This is a genomic window from Bacteroides acidifaciens, assembly GCF_903181435.1.
GTDB lineage: Bacteria > Bacteroidota > Bacteroidia > Bacteroidales > Bacteroidaceae > Bacteroides.
The window spans coordinates 2,423,934-2,450,801 of sequence record NZ_CAEUHO010000001.1 but is presented as its reverse complement, the minus strand read 5'-3'; the positions used below and the strand labels follow the sequence as shown (position 1 = coordinate 2,450,801).

Sequence of the window (26,868 nt, the reverse complement as noted above, 5' to 3'; positions counted from 1 at the left end):
CTTGATACTTATTTCTTAATACTTGAAAATCACACTCTTTCTGCCCAGATGGGTGAACTCCAAGCCCATTGTCCGTCACGTTGGCGGACGCGTACATAGTAATAATCCGTATCGCGTTGAGGCTCCTTGTCTTCCATGTAGTGCTCTACTGTGAAGCAGCTTTCCGGCATTGCACGGTTGAAGAGGATTGCTTCGCTCAACCAGCCAATCATGAAGTGCGAACGTGAGCCTTCGAGCAATTCGCCCAATGTATGCTCAAACTTCTTGCCGTTGAACTCTGCGATAATCTTACCGTCTTTCGGCATCTCAACATCAAGGATTACAGCTTGCATGGCCGCAGTCGTCGTGTTCGGGTTTTTGCTGCTATACATATCCAGTTCGGTTTCTTTATTGCCGACAGATACGATGCGGTTGACATGTGTGTGGAACTCAGTTTCACCTTCTTGCGGAGAAGTGAAGGCTGCGCCGCGGAAACAAGGAGTGACGCTATGGAGCTGTCCTTTGTCTAATGACAATTTGCCTTGCCAATGTACGTATTGCTCTTCACGGTTCCAACCGAAATCTACTTTCACTTTGCAACGTACCGTATCGCCTTCCGGGGCAACCGGAGTCAACGGACCGTTCATGCGAGCCAGAATCTGGCCGTTCTTTACAATATCTACATAGTCGATACAGCTTTCGCCCGTTACGTTCAGATAGATGCGACGGCTGTTGCCACGGACTACATCTCCCATAAGAGCATCGTTCAAACGGAAATCTATAAGAATCTTATCACCTGTCGCAGCGCATACGTGACGGGTGCGGAGCGCTTCCCAGATAGCGTCACGAGTCAGTGACGGAGCCAGTACGCCGATACGTCCGTCGCCATAACTTCCCGGATAACCGGAGTGTTGGTCGGTGGAAGCCATGATACCGAATTTATTACCTAATTCAAGACCATATTGGATGGTTCCTTCCCATTGGCGTGGTCCCATATCGTGCAGATAAGGGTAATCGCCCTGGTCGCTTTCTGCCAAACCGTGGCGGGAGTACATTTCTACGAACGGAGTAATATCACCTTCGGTAAAACATTTCCAGTTGTAACCGCGGTAGCCGCCCTGGTATCCCATGTGGTGCGGAGTAACGAATACCTTATGTCCTTTAGCCTTTTCTTTCCAGTCCTCGATTGAAGTACATTCTACAAGCGGTGCATCCAAATCATAGTTCAGTGCAACATGATCCCCGTGTTCCATGCTATGAGCTTCGTATCCTACGAAAGTAAGGAATTCACCTTCCTTGTTGTACTCATTCGTCATTTTTACATATTTCTCGTAACCGCCTTCACGTAAACGTTTGAAAGCACCTGTGTGGTAGTCGATTACCCATTTCAGACGAGGGTCGTCCGTGCCAGGAATATCCGGCCACATGGCATGAGGGGTTACACTGACAAAATCCAATTGTCCTTTCGCCGCTTCGAAAGCGTCGCGCATGTCGCCGTGTCCGTATGTGATGTTACAGTGGTTATGTAAGTCGCCCCAATACATTTTGAGGTTGCTTGCTGAAGGCATGATTTTCTTGGCATCCTTGCTTCCCGGTGCGCAAGCTCCCAGTAAACTGCCCGAAGCGGCCAATCCGAGGAAAGACCATCCTGTGTTTTTTAAAAAACTTCTTCTGTCCATGATATAATTGTTTTTGGTTAATCTTTATCTATTCTTCATCAGTCTTCTGTCACCTTTGAAAAGAACCTTTTCCTTTTCATCCGGGTCCGTATCTTTATACTGTTTTTGAGTTTCCTGAAGCAGTTGCATCAGCTCTTTTTGTTTTTCAGCATATTCCGGTTTGCCGAAGACATTGTTCATTTCTTTTGGGTCAGCTTTCATATCATACATTTCCCATTCGTCGATGTCGTTATAGAAATGAATGAGTTTGAAATCTTGTGTACGGATACCGTAGTGGCGTTTTACAGAATGTTCGGCAGGGTATTCGTAGTAATGGTAATAAGCGGCTTTACGCCAGTCGGCAGGAGTTTTGCCTTCGCTTGTCAATATCGGTTTCAAGGATGCGCCTTGGATATCAGACGGGATTTCCACTCCGGCAAAGTCGAGGAAAGTAGGGGCGAAGTCTACGTTCATGCTGATGGCGTTGCTGGTGCTTCCTGCTTTGATAGCTTTCGGATAGCGGATAATAAGCGGCATGCGTTGACACTCTTCGTACATGAAGCGTTTGTCAAACCAACCGTGTTCGCCAAGGAAGAAACCCTGGTCGGAAGTGTAGACGATAATAGTATTGTCCAGTTCGCCGATTTTTTCGAGGTAATTCATCAGGCGACCGATATTTTCATCTACCGCTAATGTGGTAGCCAGATAGTCGCGCATATACTGTTGATACTTCCAACTGATTAATGCTTTGCCCTTCAAGTCGCCTTTACGATATTCTGCGATGCGCTGTGCATATACAGAATCCCATTTATCCTGTACTTCGAGAGGCATACGTTTATACACGCTGTAAAGGCGGTTTGTCGTATCTTTCAGCATCTCTTCGCGGGTCAGTAGTTTGAGGTCCCAGTCATTCGTCAGTGTGTGCTCGATAGACAGGTCTTGTTCACGGGCTGCCCTTCCACGACCTTCGTAATCGTCGAACAGATTGGCGGGTTCCGGGAAAGTGGTATTGTTGAAGATGCCGAGATAACGGGGAGCAGGCATCCAGTTGCGGTGCGGTGCTTTCTGATGATACATCATGCAGAACGGTTTATTTTTATCGCGGCCTTCGAGGAACTTGATAGCTTTGTCAGTGATAATATCCGTTGCATATCCCTTTTCTACGATATGCTTGCCGTCTTCCCAAAAGTCGGGGTCGTAGTAGTCGCCTTGTTCATGCTGACCGCTGAGGATGCTCCAATGGTCGAAACCTTGCGGTTCGCTGATAAGATGCCATTTACCAATCATTGCGGTCTGGTATCCGGCTTGTTGGAGAAGTTTGGGGAATGTCTGCTGGTCACCGTTGAATGTACTTGCGTTATCAGTAAAACCGTTTTCGTGGCTGAATTTGCCGGTGAGGATACAAGCGCGTGAAGGGCCGGAGAGGGCGTTGACTGCATAACAGTTGTCAAAACGGATACCTTCGTTAGCAATCCGGTCCATGTTAGGAGTCTGGATTAAGTTTCCACCATAGCAGGACATCGCTTGGGTGGTATGGTCGTCCGTCATCATAAAGATGATGTTCGGGCGTTTAGTTTCTTCTTTCTTTGAATTGCCGCAGGAAGCGAGGCTTAATGCAGCCAATGGAAGGAGTAGGGTAGAGGGATTGTTTCTCATAATAAGGGTATTTTTTTAGGGAGAAGAATCTCCTCTCTATGTATAAAGAGAAGAGATTCTTTGCTTATGCTCCGAACGGCATTGATGATAAATGCCTTTTTATCAGAGTTTATATTTTAATGACTGTTTCTTTCCGTTCACTTTCACTTCTACTTCCAGTCCGTTTTCGTCGAACGCTTTGTTCTTGAATTTAGCAGCAAACTTAGGGGCATCTGCGCTCTTCTTAACCGGGTAGATAACAGTGATATAACGTACAGCTTCTTCACCGTCTTTTCTTACGTTGAACGATACGTTCATACGTTTGTAACGTTTGCGATAAGCTGTTGAACACCATCCGGGTTCTTTTTTCATACTCATGCCGTCAGGACCGAAACATTGCAGTTTCATGTTGCTTCCATCCTCAAACTGAGTAAGGAATGTCATGTCTTCGCGGCTGTTGGCGATTTCCCCCTTCGGCATTTGATAGTGAAGGTTGATAGAACCTTTGGCGCTGCCTGTCATTTCGTCTACAATTACAAAGTAAGTGTTGTCAACGAAGAATACAGAACGGCGGTGTTTCAGGTTTTTGTAACTTGGGTTTTCAGTAACCAAAGTTTGGATTGCTCCTTCCGGCTGCCAGAGTTTAGTAACAGACTGTGTAACATCCAGATTCTTATTGTTCAGAGTTACAGTATTGTGCACACAAGTCTGACGATGCCAGTTGCGTTGCTCCATAACTTCACCCTCGCCTGCATATACATATGAGCCTGAATCCGGGAACAAGTTTTTACCGTTGAACCAAAGTTCGAAAGTACCGTTGTCCGGCTGGCAGTGCCAGAATGCTTTCGGACCGGCTTTTACTACCATTTGGGTAGCATCCATTCCCCAAGAATTACGGAATACGAAGAAACCTGATTTCAAGAATCCCTTAGACATATAATCCGGCAATGCACCTTCTTTGCCTTCTGTTGCAAAGTATTTGATAGCCTGGTTTTTCGGGAACAGTTTGCTCCATGACTTGTAGTTCTTTACCATTTCTTTCTTTGTTGTCAACTTGGCATCGCTGAAACATGGATTGGTGTAATCCGGGAAAGAGATGTTTGCGTAGAACATAATCATACTTTCGATAGTATCCAGATAATCCTGTGGGAATTCCTTGCGGAATCCGTTAATATCTGCTATTCCTAATGCCTTGCAGAAAATGTTGATTGAAGCAAGGTGATAGTGAGGGTCAAGTTCGAACTGTCCGCCGTCTTCATATACCTGTACATGAATTTCGCGGTTCAGGATGTCAATACCACTTTTTCTCCAAGCCGGAGCATCTTTGAATTCAGGGAAGAAAGCACCTGCATAAATCATACGCTGAGCTTCAAACAACAGGTGATTACCCTTGTCGGAGTAGTTACCTAAGATATGTACTGCATGCTTATGATAATTCACAAGGAATTCGGTCAGGAAGTCCGGAGTGAAAGAAGGAGAAGGCAAGAACAACTGGAATTGTGAAGTCTGGTCTTGCAGACGGTTGCTCACTTCCAGAGGACGCCATGCGAAACGCACGTTTTCCCATTCGCCTTTGATTTTTCCATCACTGACCATTTCATATTCTTTCTTGTCCATTTTCACCAATGGATTCTTTTTAATCCAGTCGATGTATTGGTGTGCCCATTCTTTCGCATATTTTTCGTCACCGGATACACGATAAGCCTTACCCATCGGAGTGAACCATTTATGACGGTGAAGCTGCCAACGCAGTTCGTTATCTTTCACCGGCCAGTACTGCCAGTTGATATCTTCTCCATAATTGTATGAAGGTTGATAGCCTTTGTGAACAAAAAAAGTATGTTTTAATGCGTCGTCTGCCCATTGCTGTTCTTCTTTACCGATAGTAACTTTTTTCAGGTTAATATCCGGTGTTTTCACGTTAGTGCGCGCACGATAATAGTCGAGCAATGCTTTTGCAGCGTCTTCGTCTTTACCTTCCTGATGTAAGGCTTTTACTTTTTCCAGTCCCGGGTAGTCGAGGTTGAGAAGTGAAAATACTTCGCTTTTCAACTCTTGAGCGCTAGCTCTGCCTACAAAACAAGCGATTGCCAGCAGGACGATAAACTTTAAAGTTTTATTCATGATAGATTCGGTATTATGATTTTATGTCTTAGATATTTTTGTAGTTGATGCCTTTCAAGTCCATGAATCTCTTTAATGCTTCCAGATAGTAGTAGTCTGCATAATTCAGCGGAGTATCAATTTCAGAACCGTTGGGCAATGAACCTACAGAGTGCATCAGGATGAATCCCTGGTTGTCACCGACTTTTGCCAAGTATGCATCACTTGACAAGCTCTTCAGTATCTTTTCTGCATAATCCAAGTATTTCTTTCCGTCAGGAACCATTGTGCTTAGCTCAATCAAGGCAGAAGCGGTAACGGAAGCTGCGGAAGCATCACGTGGAGTTTCTTCTGTCACGGGAGCATTGTAATCCCAATAAGGAATAGCGTCGTCTGTTTTTACGCGGTCCATAATCATATCCGCCACTTTAACAGCGAAGTTCAGGAAAGTACTGTCATTTGTTTCACGGTAGCAAGCTGTGTAACCATATACAGCCCATGCCTGTCCGCGTGCCCATGAAGAATCATCGTTTTTGCCTTGGTGAGTCTGTTTGCGTTCAACAGTTCCGTCATTGTTATAGCTTATTACATGCCAGCAAGTATAGTCGGGACGGAAATGGTTGTGCATGGTAGTCATGGCATGCTTGATGGCGATATCTTTGTATTTGCTGTCACCTGTCGCTTTGGCTACGTTGAACAGAAGATCGAGGTTCATCATGTTGTCGATGATTACCGGGAAGTTCCATGTTCCGAAATCCCATGAACGGATAGCACCGATAGAATCGTTGAAACGTCCGCAAAGATTATCGGCAGTTTCTCTCATTACTGCTGCGATAGTATCATTGGGCGCTAGACGCTCTGCATTACCGTAGCTGCAATTAACCATGAATCCCAAGTCGTGTGTACCTTTATAATAGCGTACCGGATTCAGAAGGTTGGTATATTGGATAGCTTCTGCTTTCAGAGTATCATTTCCTGTCAGTTCGTATGCGTACCACAAAGAACCGGGGAAGAAACCGCTTGTCCAGTCATAAACACCGCAAAGACGGCGTTGACCTAATTGTTCGGGTGTCGGTTGTGCACGGAGTGAATCTTTGAAAGTCAATGAGTCTCTTTCCAACTGGCGGCAAAGGAAATTCATATCATAACCTGTGCGGATAGAACGTGGGAGCTGACCTGTACCGTCAATTTCTTCTGCCGAAAGTTGTAATTGTGCGGAAGCTACGTCCAGTCCTTTTTTTATCCAACTGTAGTCTTCCTTTGGGGCTGTCTGGCACGATGCAAGTGCGATAGTAACCGAAGCAAAGAGAACAAGTTTCTTTTTCATGTTATTCATTTTAAGTGATTGTTTTTAGAAGTTTTGTAACTGATACAAAAGTAGCGGAAAGGCTTAACTTTGCGTTGCAGGATTGTCCAAAAGGTGTTTGATCCCTGCTTTTTCAGTTTCGATTTTGTTGAAAAAGGTTTTAAAATTCTCCAATATGCCTTGGATAGGGCATATTGGAGAGGATATTAATAGTCTTTTATTGTTCCCAATTTGGATTTTGGACAAATTGTTCACATAAGTCCATATCACGTTGTGGGATAGGATAAAGTTCATGTTTACCTAGTTTGGTATATCTGCCTGCCGTGTTATATGGCTTGTTTTTTTCAGGGTCATTATCTTGAAACCAAAGATTAATGGCATTTGATGTTGTTTTTACTGTTTTGTAGTAAATTCCCCAGCGTACTAAGTCCATACGGCGATGTCCTTCAAATGCTAATTCATAAGCACGTTCATCTTGAACTGCCTGTCTGAATTCTTCAGGAGAAAGACCTTTCAAATCATGGTCGTTATTTCCAAAAGCACGTCGCCGAACTTCATTTATCGCAGCATATGCTTCTGGTGTAGGACTTCCTTTCCATTCATTCAGTGCTTCTGCGTATAGTAATAAGACATCGGCATAACGTAAGAAATACCAGTTGACATTCGACTTGTCGTTATTGATTAATTTGTTTTGTACATACTTCTCAATATCCCATTTAGCCGGAGTGTAATTCTGCTTTTCCTTATTTTTCATATCAGGTTTACGATCATTCTCTATCGCTTTAGCTTCTGTATCACTTTTTCCTTTTGCATATAAAGTCTTAGTAGGATTGTACTGGTAATTTGCAACAGAAAGATTGAGGCGTTTGTCTTTTACTGTTTCTTCATTATATTCTTCTCCTTCCGCTAAATCTTTTGTTCTCCATTTCAAAACAAAGGGATGGATAACTTTTACGTTACCGGCACAGCTACCACGTTCTCCTGCTATTACTGTTGTTTTTACGCCATTCCATTTTCCTATACGTCCACAGGGATCACTGGCACCACCGGAAGCTGTCGGACTATAGAAACTGATTTCAATCAGGCTTTCTGTCGGATCCCAAACGCCATTACAAGTATTTATCCATAGCTGTTCATAATCATTCAATAAACTATGTTGCTTTGATTCTACCAAAACTTTAGCTGTCTTAGCAGCTTCTTCCCATTTAGATTCGTCTTTTACAGGATAACCTGCCCAAGTTGCATATACTTTTGTCAGTAGTCCTAAAGCTGCGCCTTTCGTTATACGGAATTTGTTATCGCTATTTTCGGATGCATACGGAAGAGTTTGAGATGCGTGTATCAAATCTTTCTCAATATACTCGTAAATTACTTCCGGTTTTTCTTGTACAAATGTACTAGGAGCTTGTTCTGACATTGCAGTACTAGTCATCAGTGGCACATTGCCAAATCTCCGTACCAATTCGAAATAACACATGCCTCGGATAGCTCTTGCTTCTGCAATATAAAAATAAGCCAATTGTCTATCCGTTTCTGTATATATCTTCATACGTTGTTGTATGATTTCGATAAAATCATTCGCATTATAGATAGCTTTGTATAGGGCGGCCCATGTTGCTTGTACCTCTGCCTGACTGGAATTGAATGCATTGCTGGGAATGATACGGTAGTTTTCGGTTGTATTACCTTCCACTTGTTCGCAATCCGTTGCCAGATTGAACAGGATAGAAAGGTTATAGCCATACATAGCATCACTAACTAAACTTTGATACACACCTAGCAGAACTGTTTCTGCTTCTTGGGCGTTCATCATGAATCTAGTTTTATCAATTTCTGTTCTAGATTCTTCATCAAGCGAGCACGAAAAAGGTAATATGCACATCGCTGATAGTAATATATAATAGAAAATCTTTTTCATTGCGTTCATTTTTATTAGAATTGAAGATCAATACCAAATGTAAATACACGGCTCTTAGGATAAGCTCCCCAGTCTAAGCCAGGTGTCATCGGGTTGTTTCCTGCTGTACTAACTTCAGGATCATATCCGCTATATCCACTTACACAGAATAGATTTTGTCCGCTAGCATAAACACGCAGTCTGGATATATACGCCTTCTTTGTCCACTTCTGAGGAAGGGTATATCCCAGTGTGATATTTTTTAAACGAAGGAAAGAACCATCTTCTACGAAGCGAGAGTAAACATCATTTGTCACATAACCTTTGGCTGAAGGTACTTTATTGGAAGCATTGGTTTCAGTCCAACGATCAGCAACTTCTGCCATCATATTTCTACGTCCACTTCTGGTTTGTGTAGCGTACAATCGCGTTGCGTTGTAAATGTCGTTACCATAGTTGAACTGTAACATGAAGCTTAAATCAATATTTTTGTAGTTGAAAGTATTAGTAATACCACCATACCACTTCGGAATTGCATTACCAATCACTGTACGGTCGGCAGTAGTGATAATGCCATCACCATTTTGGTCTTTGTATTTTACAACACCAGGTTTCAATCCGTCAGCATCTGTATAACGTGTGTTGTTTACAATACCTTCTTTCAATACATATTTATTATCAGGAGTGATGTAAAAGTCTGAACTTTGATAAATACCATCGAACTCATAACCGTAAATCAGTCCTAAAGATGAACCTACCATTGCAATATAGTCATCCTGTGTGAAGTTACTGTCGAAACCGGAACGGGTTGTTTTGTAATTAGCTCCTGATTCCAAAGCTCTAAGTTCATTACGGATAAATGAAATATTGAAATTAGTATTCCATGTGAATGATTTTGTTTGAATGTTGGTTGTACTCAAACTTAACTCGATACCACTGTTTCTGATTTTACCGATATTTTGATATTGAGTGCTGAAGCCTGTGACATGAGCTAACTCTTGGGCTAATAGTAAGTCTTTAGTATCTTTGATAAAGAAGTCTGCTGTAAAATTCAGCCGATTAGCAAAGAAACCTAAATCAATACCAAGATTGACACTGGAAGAACCTTCCCATTTCAAGTTTTGATTCTTGATCTGTTTTGGGGTAAGTACTGTTGTCAGACTATTACCAACTCCATACTTATTACTTTGGTATAAGTCTAGTGACAGATAATTGGAGATACGGTCATTTCCTACGATACCCCATCCAAAGCGAACTTTGAAATTAGAGACATAGTCGATATCTTTCATAAATGCTTCTTCCGACACACGCCAAGCTGCTGAGAAAGAAGGGAAAAAACCCCATTTGTTCTTTTTAGAGAATACTGTAGAGCCATCAGCACGTACTGTAGCAGTCAATAAATAGCGGTTGTCATAGTTGTAGTTACCACGTGCAAAGAAAGAAAGTAATTTCTTGTCACCGAAGTCAGTGGCAACTTTACTTGGGGTGGCACCTAATCCTAGATTATTATTACCTAAATGGTCGAATGGGAAGTCCATTGCTTGTCCCAATAGATATTCAGAACTACGATACGAAATTTCATGTCCTAACATAACATCGTAGCTGTTCTTTTTATTGATTTTTTGTTTCCAGGTCAAGTTGTTTGAATTCGTCCAACGTAATTCACGTCCCATCTGTGTATCTCCATAAGGTTGTTGCCCATTACGGAAAGCTTCTTTGGAACCATCTTTGTAGAACTTATCAGTACGACTGTTGGTTGTGTTATAGGTTGCAGCTGTTCTAAAAGTTAGTCCTTTTATAATTTGCCAGTTAAGAGATACGTTAGTCGACCACATTTCAGATCTTTTTTTATTGGTCACGGATTCTGTCTGTCTAACAGGATTCACTTGTGCCAAGCTACTTCCATCTTCCAACATTACCGGGTCAATGGCAGAAGCCAGTAACTCTTCGTCTGTGAGTTTTAAACCGCCGGTAGGACGTGCACTTAAAATTTGTGCCAGCATATTGAAACGACCGGAGTCGGCTGTTGTACCCACACCCTTTTTGTTGGTTTGAGCATAGTTAACGGTGGCATCAAATGAAATGTCTTTTGTTACTTTTTGTTTAATACGGAACTTGGCGGTTGTTCTATCGAATCCGCTGTTGTTGAAGATGCCATTTTCATTGTAACGTGTAAGCAAGAAAGAGTATGTTGTCTGATCACTTCCTCCTGTGACAGATAGATTGTGATCTTGTGACCATGTAGGGTTAAATGTCTCATCTTGCCAGTCTACACCTTTTTGTCCGATGTATTCATCTAATGATTGAAAACGATGTGGATTACCATTATCATCATTTCCTGTCTTATAGTATGTATCAGTATATTTCGGATCAATATCACTTTGCAGTTTTACAAATTCATAAGGATTAAGCAAATCTAGTTTTTTAGTAATTTTACGGTAACTAGCAGAACCATTATAGGTTATTGTTGGTTTTCCTGCTTTTCCTGATTTAGTGGTGATCATAACTACACCATTGGCAGCACGTGCACCGTAGATCGCTGAGGAAGATGCATCTTTTAAAAACTCCATTGATTCAATATCGGAGTTTGCAATATTTTCGATATTGTCTACCTCGAAGCCGTCAACGATATAAAGAGGAGATGCATCTCCTGTCATGGTGCCGACACCACGAATATTGATATTAAACCCGGAGCCCGGACCACCGTCTGATTGTGTAATTTGTACGCCGGCAATCTGTCCACCTAATGCTCCAAGAACAGAGCTACTTTGGAATCCTTCTACATCTTTAGCTGCTACAGAGGCAACCGAACCTGTCAGGTCGCTACGTTTCATAGAACCATAACCTACAACTACAACTTCGTCCAATGCCTTGCTGTCAGGCACCATCTTAATCTTGAGTTTTTGTTGGCCTTCGTATTTTACTTCATGTGTCCTATAGCCAATGTAAGAAACTGTAATAACTGCCCCTTTTTTAGCATTGATTGAAAAATTACCATCAATATCGGTAATAGTTCCCCCTGTATTTCCTTTTACCATAATGGTGGCACCGATAAGGGGAATATCTGTTTCATCAACCACTGTTCCCTTGACCATATTCTGAGCATATAAGCTGATTGACATGATCAGAGCCAAGAGGGTAATAAACCCTCTTTGACTGATTGTTTTTGTTATTATATTGTGCATAATGATCATATTAATTTATTTTTGTTCTTCATAGTTTTCATCAAACCATACAATGAATGGGGCTATTTCTGTTCCACCATTCAATTTGCTAATGTCTCCTGTTTCCGTATAAGTCATAGCTCCCACAAGGAAACCGTTTGCCCAACCGTCATCATTCCATTGGTTAGCTAGAATATTAACAGTATGTCGTTTATTCTTGTCATTACTATTGTCTACATACCCTAAAGTCTTTGACCAGTCTGTTTTTGCTGTTGTTCCATTGTAATATGATAATGGCGTTTTAGTTCCGAAGCCGGCACCACACTTATCCCATAGATTTTGCATGAATGGAGATATAGGATCTGCATCAGGTCTTCCATCTTCATGGAATGTTCCATCTGAACGTTTACCTCCAAAATTATAATAAAGGAATGTACGTCTATAGTCTAATAAAAACATAGAACGTTGCTCTTCTGTTAAGTCAGCTCCTTTTGTTGTAATTTTGGGCGATGTAGAAGTTCCACCAACTTTGGGATTCACATGCAAAACAAAAGGTGTATATTCAATTTGATAAACTGGCGATTTAAGCATATGAACAAATACAGGAACACTAACAGTAACTTGAGTGTCGGGGTCATCACCGGCAGTTGCTGTTACAAGCAAGATACCAACTTGATTGTCTTTCCAATTTTTGAATCTAATCTGACCATTTGCTTTTGGATATCCACCTGCTGGCTCTAGGAATCTAATCATTTCAGCACTCCATTTTAGGTCGGTAGCATCTCCGTTATAATCTGTTGTAGGAGTAGGGAAATATGAACTGAATTGATTACTGTAGAATCTGAATTGATTTTGATATATGTCTCCTTCTAATTCTGCACCATCTGCACCTAAGTTATTTCCATAATGAATATAAGTGAACTTGTTTGGATTATCTATAATTTCAAGTGTAACTTCAATTGTTTTTGGTCCTTTGGTGTTTTCAGCCGTTACAGAGAAAGTATATGTTCCTTTGGCTACCTTATTACCTTTGATTGCAGATATTGAACCATCATTTTCATTGAATGTTACTCCACTATTTTTAAGCTCATCAGGTACATTGGAGAATTTATATAAAACCTCATCTCCTTCTATTTCCGGTACAATAGTATATCGTGCAAGTTCTACCTTTTTAATCTTATTATTACCATCTTCTGTGTAACTGAATTTAGTAATTGGTTTGATAAAGTCAACAGTTTCCAAAGTATATATATCATTGAAGATTTTACCTACTTCTTCCTCTGTATTATACATATTTCTTGCACATACACTGATAGTATATATTTCTCCTTTTTTAAATCCATGTCCGTCTTCTACATATATTTGACCATTCTTTTCATTAATCTTAATCTTGTCGGTAGAAGGGGATACACTATAGATACTAAACGTTAATCCGTCTGTAGAACCTTTAAATGATGGAACTACAGATTTGAAAGTAGTAGGATCTTCATTGGTTTTTTCTTCTATTTTACCGTAGTTATTAGAATATATAAGTTCTAATGGTTTGGAAGTAACTTGAAACATAACGGCTCTTTCCAACATAGTTTCCTCTACCTTTGTACCTAAGATAAGTGAAATGCTATAAATGGCAGGTTCTAGTTTCTCCGAAACTTCACCTTGTGCTATCGAAAATTCTCCATCAGTAGAAATTGTAAAACATTTGTTATACTCCTCGTCTAATGGTTGATAAGAAGGGGCAGATGCTCCTTCTTCATTTGTGACTAATTCCACTGCACCGATTTTGTAACTTGTGATAGAGATATGCTCTCCTTCTGTAGTTACCATTGCGGTTGGCATATCTGCAATACTATTGATATCTATAATATCACCGTAATCTGCTTTCAACAAATTGGGAGTTACAACTACGCCTTCCGGAGCAGCTGCTAATAGTTTAACGACTACAATGTCCGGGAAATTATATGTTTTTCCACCGGATACACATGAAATAGAAATGCTGTAACGTCCGGTACTGGCATTTTTGGTGTTTTGTACTGAAATCTTTCCTGTCTCAGAATCAATCTCGAAACAGTCTCCGGAATATGGCTCACCATTCAAAGTAATACTAGAGATTGCAAAATCCGAGGGAGTATTACCTTTATATGTAGGTTGGCTAATAGTGCCTACCATAGACGGACCTATATCCGTCATACCGGTATAATAAATTACGAAATTGGTCGAGTCAGTAGTCTCTGTGTCGGAGCAAGAAATATTGAGCAAGCTCAATGATACTACTGCCAAAATCGCCCAAAAACTTGATGTTATTTTTTTTAGACTCATTGTATATAGATATTAGTTATTAATTGAATTGATTATAAATTGTAGCTCAATTTATATGTTTTGCCGTCTACTTCAACTTCGATTGCTACACCTTTAGTATGGTCTTTGTCTGCATCGGTAAATTGAGCGTTAATTGTATGGGTAGTAGCATCCTCTGTGGGATATATTACAGTAATGTAACGAACAGGCGTATCCGCAGCTTTATTCATATTTAGGAAGTAGGCTTTGCGGGAGTTAAACTTTCCATCTGTATTGTATGCTATGCGACCTTCAAATGGATCATAAGTAATACCTTCACCAAAGCTACGTACAAGGATATTGCTTTTATCTGAAAACTCTGTATGAGCTCCATATTTGTCTGCGTCTAATTTAACTTCATCTCCTTCACAAAGATGGAAACATAAATTAGCTACTCCTGTAGCATTTCCAAATCCTTCATCTACAAATACAAAGAATTTTTTGTTCACAAAGAATATAGCACGACGATGTTTGAAGTTACTATATCCTTGGTTTTCAGTGACAATAATTTCTGTATTACCTTCTACTTTTGTGAGCAACTTTCCTTGTGCTGTAGAAATGTTTTCTTCATTTAATGTTAAAGTATTGTGAACTTTAGTTTGGCGAAACCAATTTCTTATTGTATTGGCCTCACTGTTGCCGACATATGAACAAACACCTGAGTCTGGAAAGAAATTACGTCCGTTGTAATATAACTCGAATGTTCCATTATCTGGTTGGTTGTGACTCCAGATATCCATATTGTCGCTTGAGTAATTATTGCTATGAATTAGAACTGTTGTTTTATTATAAGTATCATGATCTCCCCAACCGTTACGTAATATATAATGTCCTGAGGTTTCAAATGTTTTCATTTCTGTACTAGGAGCCGTACCTTCTGCGCCAATGGTTGCCATAAAACGGAAATCTTGTCTGTTTGGGAACATCTCAGCATAGTTTTTGAAGTTCTTTTCTAATGTACTTCTTTGCTTTATCCATGAATCATTAAGAGCTGATGTGCAGAATTCATTTGATTTAGGCTTGAAATAACTAGGGTAAGTGAAATGCATTACTAACTCAGCTGCTTTTTCGAGAATCTTATCGACTTCTGGATCGAATATGTTGTCTGGAAGCCTATTCTGGGCTACTAATTTTCTTAGATTGTAAAATTCATTTAGGCTACCTATATGATAGTGCAATGAAAGGTCATTGAACATTCCGTCTGTCAAGCATTGTTTTTTTACTTGTTTATTGAGAATATCAAATCCCATTTCTTGCCATTTAGAGGCATTTTTGAACTCAGGGAATAGTGTTCCTGCAAAAGCTAAGGCTGTACCTTGGCTTAATAAAATATTGTTTTCATCTTGATAGCGGAAAGCTGCTAAATAGTCAGCATGTTCTGCAAAGTGCGCTAAAAAGAATGAAAGCCATTCGGGAGTGAAATTTTGAGAGAATTTGAAGTATTCGAATAACTCCGTTTGTCCCATGATGCGGGTCGATACTTGTAATTGCCACCAAGTAGTAGTGTTGGGAGTTTCAGGTTTGGGATTTTGTTTAATCCAATCTGTATATACTTCTTTCCAAGATGAAATATATTTTTCATCTTTAGAAACTAAATATGCTTTTCCTTGGTAAGGCATCCAATAGTGGCGATGAAGTTGTTTTTGGTACTCTGCATCGGCTCCTTCCGGTTTGAATTGCCAATTTATGGTCTTGTCTTCGTTTTGCAATGACCAAGGTTGCTTTTTTGCCTCGTTTTGGAAATAGTTCTTGTTGACGTAAAAGCGATATTTATCCATTGCATAGTCAGCAAATAACTGCTCGTCTTCTGTAATGGTAGGATTCATTAATGATACATTGGGATTGGTTATTCCAATTCTACCTTTGTAATAGTCTAGCAGAGCTTTTGCAGCCGAATAGTAATTTCCTGATTCATACCAAGCTTTCACTTGCTCTAATCCTGGATAATCTAGATTAAGGGCTTCAAATAGATTTTGATCAATGTCTTCATTAGGTAGTGTTGACTCTTCTTCTGTAGAGTTTCCACCACTGTTTTTGTAGAGTTCGTCATCATCTGTGCATCCTGTAAATGCAATCAGTGAGAACACGCAAATAAAGAAGATGTTCTTCATGCTTTATTAGGTTTTAATTATTAAAAGTTATATTTTACTGTTCGCAAATGTAATCTGTTTATTTCTAATCAATAAGCTGTCTTGTTCAAGCTTTGTTTAAAAATGATTTTTTTGATATTAAATTTGTTGAATTATATATTACTTCTGTTTAAAAAAACTGCTATAGCTCTGATAACAGGCTTGTTATGTACCATAATGTAATCTATGCCTATTATACTTACAAGATTGCTATTGTACATTCTTAGATGTCTTATTAGATGATTTTTAATCCAAATATGATGCGACTCCTATTCCTGAACCAAAGGTTGAAGCACATTTTGCCACTGATAATTTCTCCTTTGGGATGTAGGGCAAAGTATCCAGTCGGTAGTCAGGGAATTCCGAATACCTCATTTTTGTTCTGGTGGCCATGTTGTTTTTATATTAATTCTTGAGTTGGTAATCCAGGTTGTATGTTTCATTATCAATAGTCACCTCAATGGAGACATTATCTGAATTAGAAGGATTGTCTGTAAATGTAGCATTAATCTTGTGATTAGCGTCTGTAGTTACCGGATACAATATAGTTATATATCGTACGGGAACATTTTTCTTCTTTTCCATGACAAGTGAATAAGCTTTTCTGACGGAGAATTTTCTATCTGTCTGATAAGAGATTCGTCCCTCAAAAGGTTTTAATGTAATGTCCTGATTCCCAAAACTGCGGATAATCAGGTTGTTGTTATCTTCAAAAGTGGTGTGCGCACCTGCCTCTTGAATATCCAAGTTCACATTGTTGATTGATGTCTCATCACAAAGGTGGAAATATAATTTGGAATATCCGCTAGCTGTTCCGAATCCTTCATCTACGAAAGCGAAGAATTCGACAGGCTTTTTTATATAGAAGATGGCACGTCGATGTTTGAAGTTGCTATATCCTTGGTTTTCCGTTACTATTAGTTGGTGGTTATCGTTTTCTTCCGATAATAATAATTTGCCTTGTGCCTTGTTGATATTTTCGCTTCCGGTAGCTTCATGCTCTTTCGATTGTCCCAGAACCATAGTGTTGTGTGCCTTGGTTTGGCGAAACCATCTGCGTAATTCCATTACTTCCGTATCATTTTCTTTCATATAAGAGCAAACACCGGAATCCGGAAAGAAATTACGACCGTTGTGATATAGTTCGAATGTTCCGTTATCGAGCTGGTTGTGGCTTGAGTCTTCTAACTTGGAAGATATATTGTTACTGTGTATCAACATCGTCGATTGGGGAGTCCAGCCATTGCGTAGTACATAAAATCCCGAATATTCGAATGTTTTGATTTTATTATCGGGCGGAGTTCCTTGTCCATAAGTTTTCATGTAGTTAAGTTCTGAATCATCCGGGTACATTTCAGCGTATTTTACGAAATTCTTATTCAAGACACTTCGTGTTTTTATCCACGAATCATTGAATGCGGGACTGCAATTCTTACTTCCTTTTGTGAAGTAACTGGGATATGTAAAATGCATGACGACTTTAGTCGCTTTCAGTAAGGCGTTGTCCAGTTCCGGAGAAAGCAGATTGTCCGGTAGCTTGTTCAATTGGATGAGTCTTTTTAAATCGTATAGGCCGTCCACTATGCCTATATGATAATGGAGTGAGAGGTCATTCGTCATTCCATCTTTTAAAAATAACTTTGTGGTCTGTTCATTGATGATGTCGCATCCCGTTTTTTGCCATTGTGGGGCATTTTTAAGTTCAGGGAATAGAGTACCTGCAAATACTAATGCTACTGCCTGGCTCAGTAGAATATTGTTTTCTCCGGCATATTTGTACATAGACAAATAATCAGCGTGCTCTGCAAAGTGTATGAGGAAAAAAGAAAGCCATTCAGAAGTGAAGTTGGGAGAGGACTTGAAATACTCAAATGACTCTGTTTGTCCCATGATGCGTGTGGATACTTGGAGTTGATACCATTTGAATTTGTCCGGTTTTCCATCCGGTTTGGGGTGCTTGGCAATCCAGTCGGTATATACCTCTTTCCATGAGAGTATGTATTTCTCATCGTGCGAGTTTTGATAGGCTTTCCCTTGAAGAGGCATCCAATTGTGACGATGTAATTGTTTCTGATATTCATTATCAGCACCCTTTGGAGAGAATTCCCAATTGATTGTTTTATCGTTGTTTTGCAATGAATAAGGAATCTTTCTGGTTTTATCTTCCAGATAATTGTCATTGACATAAAAACGATATTCGTTTATCGCATAGTCAGCATAACCCTGTTCTGTTTCATTAAGGGTGGCAGATAGATTCGGATTTAGAATCTCAGTTCTGTTTTGGTAATAGGTAAGCAGTTTTTGCATGGCTGCATTGTTATCACCGGCTTTATACAAAGCCTTCACTTCTTCTAATCCGGAATAATCAAGATTGAGAATATCAAATAAGGATTCTTCAGTATCCTCTTTTGGGGGTGTCGGTTCCTCTTTCGGTGGAATGTCGTTATTTTCTTTTTGTGGAATATCATTATCTGTACATCCTGCGAGTGTAATGATAAGAAACAGCCATATATTAATTCGGAATCTGTTTTTGCAATTCATAGTATAAACTTTAGTTTGGATAGATTTTGATTTTATATTTGAGATGGTTACTAACTCTATGCAAATATATGGGAGAAAGTAGCTTTGTTGTTAATAGTTTTATCGAATAGTATATCAAATTTGTGTAATGATACTGTTTGATATGTATAAAGGACCGTATTCTTTCTCCAATTTATGCGGAAGTTTTAATGATTTCATCTAATTGAATTGTATAAATCATGCTATCCTTTTAGTGATTTCTTCTAATAGAGTTAATCTGTTGCAGTTGAGTAACTCATGAGTTACACTTGTGTATCTGCTTGGAAGGACAAGTGTAACTTGACGATTGCACAACTGCAATTCACTAATGGTAAAAAATAGACGGTAATTGTAGATAATGTGTTGACAAATAGGATATTATGATAAAAATGCAGTTTTCCGTCTGAAAAAAGCAAAATCATCCTATTGTTTTTTGTAAACTAATCTTGATTTAGCCCTGTTTTTGGACTTAAAGTGTTGATTATGAACTCTGCGACATTTTTGTATTTCCCCTTATAAAACTTAGAATAAATACAAAAATGTGGCAGGGAATGGAATTATTAGTTCTTGGAATTATCCTTTAGCCTTCTTGATATACTCCGTAGGCAAACATCCGAAATACTTCTTGAAGCTTGTAGCAAAGTAAGACGGCGTATTGAATCCTACCATCGTACTTACTTCCGCTACTGTATAACGTCCGTCCTTCAGTAATTTGGCAGCCTCATTAAAGCGAATCTTGCGAATAAAGTCGATAGTCGATTCACCTGTGATAGCTTTTAATTTCAGGTGCAGATTGGAGCGGCTCATATTCATTTCTCTGGCAAACTCGTCTGTAGAGAATTCGATGTTGTCCATATTCTTTTCTACAATGGTTACGGCGCGTTTCAGTAACGCTTCATCCATGGCATTGAACGTAATTTTTTCCGGTTCCACTTCCAGAGATTTGGAATAGCGTTCGAGCATACGTCTGCGGGTACGCATCATGTTCTGTATCTTCGTAGTCAGTATGGCAAGAGAGAATGGTTTGGGGATATAATCATCCGCACCCATTTGCAGACCTTCCATCTGGTCTTTAATCTCGCTTTTGGCTGACAGGATAATAACCGGGATATGGCAGGTACGGATATTCTGTTTCACATTCTTACATAGTTTGATACCGTCCATTACGGGCATCATCACATCCGTAACAATAATGTCGACTTCATTGTCTTTCAGTTTCTCCAAAGCCTCTTCACCGTTACCGGCTTCCAGTGTATTGAATAGTTCGGAAAGTCCGCTGCTGAGATAATGGCGGATTTCGTTATTGTCTTCTACGATAAGAATGGTTCCCCGTTTCTTGTCACCTGATTCTATGGCTTCATTTTCCACCTTTTCCGTATCAATGAAATACATCTCTTTGGAATTGGTAGAATATACCTGTTCTTCTTCGTTTTTGCTATCATTGGAAGCTAATTCGGATGGCTTGTAGGTATTTATATCCTGCGGAAGATATACAGAGAACGTACTGCCTTTACCCTCTTCGCTATCCAGTTCAATGCGGCCGTGATGTAATTCAATCAAGCGTTGTACCAATGAAAGACCGATACCGCTTCCCACGTGCTCGCTTTCAATCTGATAGAATCGTTCGAATATCTTGCCTTGTTTGTTGATAGGAATGCCGATACCTGTATCACTGACTTGCAGTATCAGGTAATTATTTTCCTCTTTCAGAGTCACGGTAATGCTTTGTCCGCTTTCTGTATATTTGAAAGCATTTGAAAGCAGATTGTTGACTATCAGTTCCAGGTAATTGGGGTCGAAAAGTACCTCTTTGTCTTCCAATTCCGAGTGAAGCGTATAGGTAATCTTTTTATGACGCGCCAGTTTATCATAGAATAGGAAATTGTCATGTATCAACTGGTGGGCATTTTCTTTTTTTACCTTTAATTCAAATACTCCAAGTTCGGCCCGGCGGTAATCCATCAACTGATTGACCAAATGCAACAGGCGATTGGCATTTCGCTGGATATACTCCAGTTGGTTCCGTGTCCAGCGGTCGCTTATCTTGTTGATAATTTCCTGTAAAGGAGCTAAGATAAGGGTCAGCGGAGTACGCAACTCATGAGAAATATTGATGAAGAAACGCATCTTCATCTGGTTGATTTCTTCCTGGTGTTCCTTGTCCCTGCGTTCTATTTCCAGTTCCGCTTCCATGCTTTTCCGCATCCAGAAGAAACGGAATACGAAAGTGATGAAACCGATGAAAGTGGCGAGGAAAAGAAGTATCGCCCACCAAGTCTTGTACCATATGGGCAGGACTATGATTTCGAGTACGGTGGGAGTCATATTCCATTTTCCGTCGCTATTGGCAGCCTTTACGAGGAAATGATAAGTACCTTGCGGCAGGTTGGAGTAGGAGACAGAACGTTTGTCTGTCAGATAATACCACTCTTTGTCATAACCTTCCAGCTTATAGGCAAATGTATTGTGCTGTCCCGAAATATAGTTGGATACCACAAACTCGATGGTAAAAGCCGTTTGCCATGATTTCAATGTGATACTTTCCGTTTCATTGATATTCTTGGTCAGGATGCCAGTCTCGTCATCGGGGCGGACTGTTTTATTGAACAGTTGCAGTTTGGTTATTACTACAGGTGGGGTATAAGGGTTGTCCAGCAGTAATTCCGGACGGAAAGTTGTGATACCGTTGATACCCCCGAAATACATTTGTCCGCTGGAAGTGCGGCAATACGAGGAAGTATTGAACTGGTTGCTTTGCAGACCGTCCGATTCGGTAAAGTTACGGAACTTTTCAGTTTCCGGGTTAAAGCAGGAAATACCCCGGTTGGTACTCAGCCAAAGTCGTCCGAAAGTATCTTCCAGGATACCATAGACTACATTATTAGGCAAACCATTGGTAGTAGTATATCGTTTGATTTTCTTTTCTTTCTCATTAAAGCAATAGACCCCCTCACGCGTACCTATCCAAATGACACCGTTATTTGCTTCGTAAATGCAGTTGGTGAACATTTTCGTAACGGAAGACAACGGAAGAATAGAAGCCTTTTGTATATCCAATCCTTGTTGCTGGAAAACTGATACCCCTTCTTCACCGCCGACCCAAAGCCGATTATGTGAATCCCTGAACAGAGTCGTAATCTGCTGGGGCGTGAACGGAGTACCGTCTTTCTCTTTATCTATGGTTGTAAAACTTTGTGTGGCGGGATTGAAACTGACTAAGGCACTCAATGTTCCTAGCAGTAGATTGCCACCCTCATCGGGGATAATAGCGTAAACGTTTTCATTCACCAACTGGCTGTTAGTCTGGTTAAAACTTTCCATTCGTCCGCTGTTGCGGTGAAGGACAGTCAGCCCGCCGGCATGAGTACCGATATATACCAGTGACTTCTGCTCGTCTACATATACAGCTTTGATGTTATTGGAACCAATTCCTATTTCCCGTTCGCTTTCCTGCAATGCATAATGTGTAAACTGTTGTGTCTTGGTGTTGTATAGGTTCAGTCCGCCATCATTAGTTCCTATCCAAAGATTCTTGTCCTTATCTTCTACAATACAACTTACTACATTGTCACTCAATGAGTTCTTATAAGGAATACGCTGTATGGTCTTGAACCGGTTCCGGATGGGATGGTAATAGTTTAATCCGCCGAAATAAGTTCCCAGCCACATGCCCCCCTGAGAATCCATAAAGATACTGCGTACCGAACGTTGCGACAGGCTGCCTTTTTCTACCGGACTGCTACTATATGAAATAAATGAGTCACTTGCCTCATGATAAATATTCAAATCATTGAATGTACCTATCCATAAACGGTTTTGTGAATCCAGTGCCAACGAACGGATATAATTGGAGCTGATACTTTTAGGATTGGAAGAGGAATGGAGGTATGTCTTAACTTCGTTGGTTTTCGGGTTGAACAGAAGCAGGCCGGCTCCTTCGGTAGCTATCCATATGCGGGTAGGAGATTGCTGCAAGATAGATTGAATCCGTTTGGTGCCTGATATAGGAGTCACCTTTTCCAGGCTTTTCTGTGGGATAGAGTAGCTATAAAGCCCGTTCTCCATTGTACCGATATAGATTACATCTCCATGCCTGTAAAGAGCGGCAGCTATAATCTTATGCATGGCTGTGCTGAAAGAATCGTCCACAAATTTGGATTCTTTTATGTCGAACATGATAAGCCCTTCTGGTGTGCTTATAAGCAATTGTTCCGGTGAAATTTCGGCAATGCCGTTGATTTGCTGCCGTTTCCCTTTCTTCTCGTAGAAAAAGTTGTTGAACAGGTCTTTTTCTTCATCGTAGCATGACAGCCCGTCCCGTGTGCCTATCCAAACCCGTCCCTGGCTATCTGTTTTTACAATTCGTGAAATATCATTGGCTATGCTGTTAGGGTCATCCTCATTGTGCTGATAGACCGTGAAGGCATACCCGTCATATTTGTTCACTCCATCATAGGTCGCAAACCACATATTGCCCCGTTTATCCTGGTCAATGGCGAATACGGTACTTTGAGACAATCCTTCATTAATAGAAATATAGGAGAAATTTATTTGTTCCGGAATCTCGGAAAAAGCAGAATTTGTTCCTATGCATAGAAAGAACAGACAGATTATTATATTCTTTAGATAGCTCATTATTAGGTCATAAGATTAATAGTGGCGCCAAAGGTAATAAAATCTTTTCTATACAGTATAATGAAGAATAGAAAAAATAAGCCCGGAAATAGTTCCGGGCCCTCTTATATTACTTGATTTAAAAATCAGAAAGATTATTTAGCTAAATCACCTATCTCATCCAGATTCTTCTGGATATCTTCATCTGTCAATGAATAGTTGACCAAATCACCGGCCAGATATTTATCATAAGAAGCCATGTCGATTAACCCATGACCGGACAGGTTGAACAGGATTACTTTCTCTTCTCCTGTTTCCTTGCACTTGTTGGCTTCGCGGACAGCGGCAGCGATAGCATGGCAGGATTCCGGAGCCGGGATAATACCTTCCATTTGTGCAAACAGGCAACCGGTTTCGAATGATTCCAATTGCTGGATATCCACCGCTTCCATCAGACCGTCTTTGAGTAACTGGGAAACGATAACGCCTGCACCATGATAACGAAGACCACCGGCATGAATATGGGCCGGAGCAAAATTGTGTCCCAATGTAAACATCGGAAGCAGCGGAGTATATCCTGCCTCGTCGCTGAAGTCATATTGGAATTTGCCGCGTGTCAGTTTCGGACAAGAAGCGGGCTCGGCAGCAACGAAACGGGTTTTCTTTCCTTCCAGAATGTTATGTCGCATGAATGGGAAAGAGATACCGCCAAAGTTGGAACCGCCACCGAAGCAACCGATAACTACATCGGGATATTCGCCCGCCATTTCCATTTGCTTTTCAGCTTCCAGACCGATAATTGTCTGGTGCAGAGCTACGTGGCTAAGTACCGAACCGAGTGTGTATTTACAATTAGGAGTCATTTGTGCCAGCTCGATAGCTTCCGAGATAGCTGTACCCAACGAACCCTGGTAATTGGGATGCGCGGTCAGGATATCTTTACCTGCGCGGGTAGACATGGATGGAGAAGGAGTGACTTGTGCTCCGAAAGTCTGCATGATGCTGCGGCGGTAAGGTTTCTGCTCGTAGCTGATTTTTACCTGATAAACGGCTGCTTCCAAGCCGAATACTTTAGCTGCGTAAGAAAGAGCGGCTCCCCATTGTCCGGCACCGGTTTCGGTGGTGATATTGGTAACGCCTTCCTGCTTGCAATAATAAGCCTGCGCCAAAGCGGAGTTCAGTTTGTGGGAACCGATAGGACTGACACTTTCATTCTTGAAATAGATATGTGCCGGAGTACCGAGTGCTTTTTCCAATCCGTAAGCGCGTACCAACGGAGTACTGCGGTAATACTTGTACATTTCGCGTACTTCTTCGGGTATTTCAATCCATGCGTCAGTCTGATTCAGTTCCTGGCGGCATAGTTCTTCTGCAAAAATAGGAAACAGGTCTTCTGCTTTCAAAGGTTGCTTGGTTCCCGGATGCAACGGCGGCATCGGTTTGTTTACCATATCGGCCTGAATGTTGTACCAGTAGTGTGGAATTTCTTCTTCCGGTAGGATATACCGTTTTCTTTTGTCACTCATAATATTGTGGTTTTTAATTTTTCTGCTGCCAAATGTAGACAAAAAAAAATAATATTCGGATAATTTTGTCAACAAAGAATCGGTTTCGATTGTTATTTTAGTTAAGTTTGCACGATTCTATAAAAAATATGATATGAAGATTTATCATAAATTCTTGTTATACCAAAACAAACTACTGAAACCTTATATACGTATTATACTAGGCTTGGTAGAAGCATTGACTTATTTAGCGTCTCTTGCGCTGATTGTCGGGGTTATTTACGAACATGGCTTTCCGCTGTCGGTGGATGAAATAGCGAAAATACAAGTCCTGTATAAAGCCGTATGGGTTATCTTTCTGATTGATGTCACCCTGCACATCTCCCTTGAATACCGAAGTACCAAGAAGCAATATCGAAGGTTGGCATGGATACTAAGTGTCTTGTTATATCTCACTTTGATACCTGTTATTTTTCATCAACCGGAGGAGGAAGGGGCTATTCTGCAGTTTTGGGAGTTCCTGCATGGAAAGTTCTATCATTTGGTATTATTGCTGGTTTTCTCTTTCTTGAATTTGTCCAACGGCCTGGTGCGCCTGTTGGGACGCCGTACCAATCCGTCTTTGATACTGGCAGTCAGCTTTCTTGCTATTATTCTGATTGGCACAGGGCTGCTGATGTTGCCACGATGTACGGTGAACGGCATCACATGGGTTGATTCGTTGTTCACGGCTACGAGTGCGGTATGTGTCACGGGATTAGTCCCGGTCGATGTATCGACTACGTTTACTACCGGTGGTCTTGTTGTCATTATCCTGCTGATTCAGATAGGCGGATTGGGAGTGATGACCTTGACCAGCTTCTTTGCGATGTTCTTTATGGGAAATACTTCTCTTTATAACCAGTTGGTGGTACGCGATATGGTCAGTTCCGATTCGTTAGGTTCGTTGCTGTCCACCTTATTATATATACTTGGATTTACCTTGGTGATTGAAGGCATCGGTATGGTTTCTATCTGGTTCAGCATTCACGGCACATTGGGAATGAGTCTGGAGAGTGAGCTGGCTTTTTCTGCTTTCCATTCCATTTCTGCTTTCTGTAATGCCGGATTCTCCACGCTTTCCGGCAATTTGGGCAATCCGATGGTGATGACTAATCATAATTGGTTGTTTATCTCTGTTTCTTTTCTGATTATTTTGGGCGGTATCGGTTTTCCTATCCTGGTCAATTTCAAAGATATTGTATTGTATCATTTGCGTCATTTCTGGAAGTTTGTACGTACCCGCAAACTGGAAAAGCACCGTATGCTTCATCTCTATAATCTGAATACGAAGATTGTACTGATAATGACTTTCCTGCTGTTGGTTATCGGCACGTTGGCGATTGCCGCTTTTGAATGGAACGCTTCATTTGCAGGAATGCCCGTGGCAGATAAATGGACGCAGGCTTTCTTTAATGCCACTTGTCCGCGAACAGCAGGTTTTAATAGTGTCGACCTGGCTTCGTTGAGTGTACAGACTTTATTGGTTTATTTAGTCTTGATGTGGGTTGGTGGTGGCGCCCAGTCTACTGCCGGTGGTGTGAAGGTAAATGCTTTTGCAGTAGTTGTCCTGAACCTTGTAGCTGTGCTGCGTGGAACGGAGCGTGTGGAGGTATTCGGCAGGGAGCTTTCGCACGATTCTATCCGGCGTTCCAATGCTACGGTAGTCATGTCATTGGGAGTGCTGTTCCTCTTTGTCTTTATATTGAGCATCCTTGAACCTCAGGTATCCTTGATGGCATTGACTTTCGAATGTGTGTCGGCACTTAGTACGGTAGGTTCCAGCTTGAATCTGACTCCGAAGTTATGTGACGCAAGTAAATTATTGGTGGCATTATTGATGTTTATCGGGCGTGTGGGTCTGATTACGTTGATGCTCGGAATTGTGAAACAGAAAAAGAATACAAAATACCGTTATCCGAGTGATAACATAATCATAAACTAAA

The 26,868-nt window shown here is 40.8% G+C and carries 12 protein-coding genes; 1 reads left to right on the top strand and 11 read right to left on the bottom strand.

Annotated features, from left to right (window positions below):
• Positions 1 to 29 precede the first annotated feature (29 nt).
• The 11 genes from CLIN57ABFB40_RS10290 to CLIN57ABFB40_RS10240 all read right to left on the bottom strand — a co-directional run bounded on the left by CLIN57ABFB40_RS10290 (position 30) and on the right by CLIN57ABFB40_RS10240 (position 24,904).
• Positions 30 to 1,658, bottom strand: coding sequence for a Tat pathway signal sequence (locus tag CLIN57ABFB40_RS10290; RefSeq protein ID WP_175629972.1), 1,629 nt, complete (start codon positions 1,656 to 1,658; stop codon positions 30 to 32).
• 24 nt (positions 1,659 to 1,682) lie between these two features.
• The gene (locus CLIN57ABFB40_RS10285) at positions 1,683 to 3,293 is read right to left on the bottom strand and encodes a sulfatase (protein WP_175629971.1); all 1,611 of its coding nucleotides are present in this window, start codon (positions 3,291 to 3,293) and stop codon (positions 1,683 to 1,685) included.
• A gap of 102 nt (positions 3,294 to 3,395) precedes the next feature.
• Positions 3,396 to 5,396, bottom strand: a complete 2,001-nt coding sequence (gene hepC / locus CLIN57ABFB40_RS10280) for a heparin-sulfate lyase HepC (RefSeq protein ID WP_175629970.1) — start codon at positions 5,394 to 5,396, stop codon at positions 3,396 to 3,398.
• A 28-nt stretch (positions 5,397 to 5,424) separates the two neighbouring features.
• Positions 5,425 to 6,711, bottom strand: coding sequence for a DUF4995 domain-containing protein (locus tag CLIN57ABFB40_RS10275; RefSeq protein ID WP_175629969.1), 1,287 nt, complete (start codon positions 6,709 to 6,711; stop codon positions 5,425 to 5,427).
• A 187-nt stretch (positions 6,712 to 6,898) separates the two neighbouring features.
• Positions 6,899 to 8,599, bottom strand: a complete 1,701-nt coding sequence (locus CLIN57ABFB40_RS10270) for a RagB/SusD family nutrient uptake outer membrane protein (RefSeq protein WP_175629968.1) — start codon at positions 8,597 to 8,599, stop codon at positions 6,899 to 6,901.
• A 14-nt stretch (positions 8,600 to 8,613) separates the two neighbouring features.
• Positions 8,614 to 11,763: a SusC/RagA family TonB-linked outer membrane protein gene (locus CLIN57ABFB40_RS10265; RefSeq protein WP_175629967.1), complete on the bottom strand. Its 3,150-nt coding sequence runs from the start codon at positions 11,761 to 11,763 to the stop codon at positions 8,614 to 8,616.
• Positions 11,764 to 11,778: 15 nt separating this feature from the next.
• A complete protein-coding gene (locus CLIN57ABFB40_RS10260) occupies positions 11,779 to 14,058 on the bottom strand; it encodes a surface glycan-binding family protein (protein ID WP_175629966.1) in 2,280 nt (759 codons plus the stop codon).
• Between the two features lie 32 nt (positions 14,059 to 14,090).
• Positions 14,091 to 16,187, bottom strand: a complete 2,097-nt coding sequence (hepC, locus tag CLIN57ABFB40_RS10255) for a heparin-sulfate lyase HepC (RefSeq protein ID WP_175629965.1) — start codon at positions 16,185 to 16,187, stop codon at positions 14,091 to 14,093.
• Positions 16,188 to 16,610: 423 nt separating this feature from the next.
• Positions 16,611 to 18,746 carry a heparin-sulfate lyase HepC gene (gene hepC, locus CLIN57ABFB40_RS10250; RefSeq protein WP_175629964.1) on the bottom strand — a complete coding sequence of 712 codons (2,136 nt, stop codon included), beginning with the start codon at positions 18,744 to 18,746 and terminating at the stop codon, positions 16,611 to 16,613.
• Between the two features lie 591 nt (positions 18,747 to 19,337).
• A complete protein-coding gene (locus CLIN57ABFB40_RS10245; protein WP_175629963.1) occupies positions 19,338 to 23,399 on the bottom strand; it encodes a two-component regulator propeller domain-containing protein in 4,062 nt (1,353 codons plus the stop codon).
• Between the two features lie 134 nt (positions 23,400 to 23,533).
• Positions 23,534 to 24,904: a TrpB-like pyridoxal phosphate-dependent enzyme gene (locus CLIN57ABFB40_RS10240; RefSeq protein WP_175629962.1), complete on the bottom strand. Its 1,371-nt coding sequence runs from the start codon at positions 24,902 to 24,904 to the stop codon at positions 23,534 to 23,536.
• A gap of 133 nt (positions 24,905 to 25,037) precedes the next feature.
• Here CLIN57ABFB40_RS10240 and CLIN57ABFB40_RS10235 point away from each other — a divergent pair, with 133 nt between their 5' ends.
• Positions 25,038 to 26,867 carry a TrkH family potassium uptake protein gene (locus CLIN57ABFB40_RS10235; protein WP_175629961.1) on the top strand — a complete coding sequence of 610 codons (1,830 nt, stop codon included), beginning with the start codon at positions 25,038 to 25,040 and terminating at the stop codon, positions 26,865 to 26,867.
• The last annotated feature ends 1 nt before the right edge of the window (position 26,868 follow it).

Bases quoted from the DNA above. Each gene is read 5' to 3' on its own strand.
- CLIN57ABFB40_RS10290 (WP_175629972.1), bottom strand. From the start codon at position 1,658: ATGGACAGAAGAAGTTTTTTAAAAAACACAGGATGGTCTTTCCTCGGA.
- CLIN57ABFB40_RS10285 (WP_175629971.1), bottom strand. From the start codon at position 3,293: ATGAGAAACAATCCCTCTACCCTACTCCTTCCATTGGCTGCATTAAGC.
- hepC (WP_175629970.1), bottom strand. From the start codon at position 5,396: ATGAATAAAACTTTAAAGTTTATCGTCCTGCTGGCAATCGCTTGTTTT.
- CLIN57ABFB40_RS10275 (WP_175629969.1), bottom strand. From the start codon at position 6,711: ATGAATAACATGAAAAAGAAACTTGTTCTCTTTGCTTCGGTTACTATC.
- CLIN57ABFB40_RS10270 (WP_175629968.1), bottom strand. From the start codon at position 8,599: ATGAAAAAGATTTTCTATTATATATTACTATCAGCGATGTGCATATTA.
- CLIN57ABFB40_RS10265 (WP_175629967.1), bottom strand. From the start codon at position 11,763: ATGCACAATATAATAACAAAAACAATCAGTCAAAGAGGGTTTATTACC.
- CLIN57ABFB40_RS10260 (WP_175629966.1), bottom strand. From the start codon at position 14,058: ATGAGTCTAAAAAAAATAACATCAAGTTTTTGGGCGATTTTGGCAGTA.
- hepC (WP_175629965.1), bottom strand. From the start codon at position 16,187: ATGAAGAACATCTTCTTTATTTGCGTGTTCTCACTGATTGCATTTACA.
- hepC (WP_175629964.1), bottom strand. From the start codon at position 18,746: ATGAATTGCAAAAACAGATTCCGAATTAATATATGGCTGTTTCTTATC.
- CLIN57ABFB40_RS10245 (WP_175629963.1), bottom strand. From the start codon at position 23,399: ATGAGCTATCTAAAGAATATAATAATCTGTCTGTTCTTTCTATGCATA.
- CLIN57ABFB40_RS10240 (WP_175629962.1), bottom strand. From the start codon at position 24,904: ATGAGTGACAAAAGAAAACGGTATATCCTACCGGAAGAAGAAATTCCA.
- CLIN57ABFB40_RS10235 (WP_175629961.1), top strand. From the start codon at position 25,038: ATGAAGATTTATCATAAATTCTTGTTATACCAAAACAAACTACTGAAA.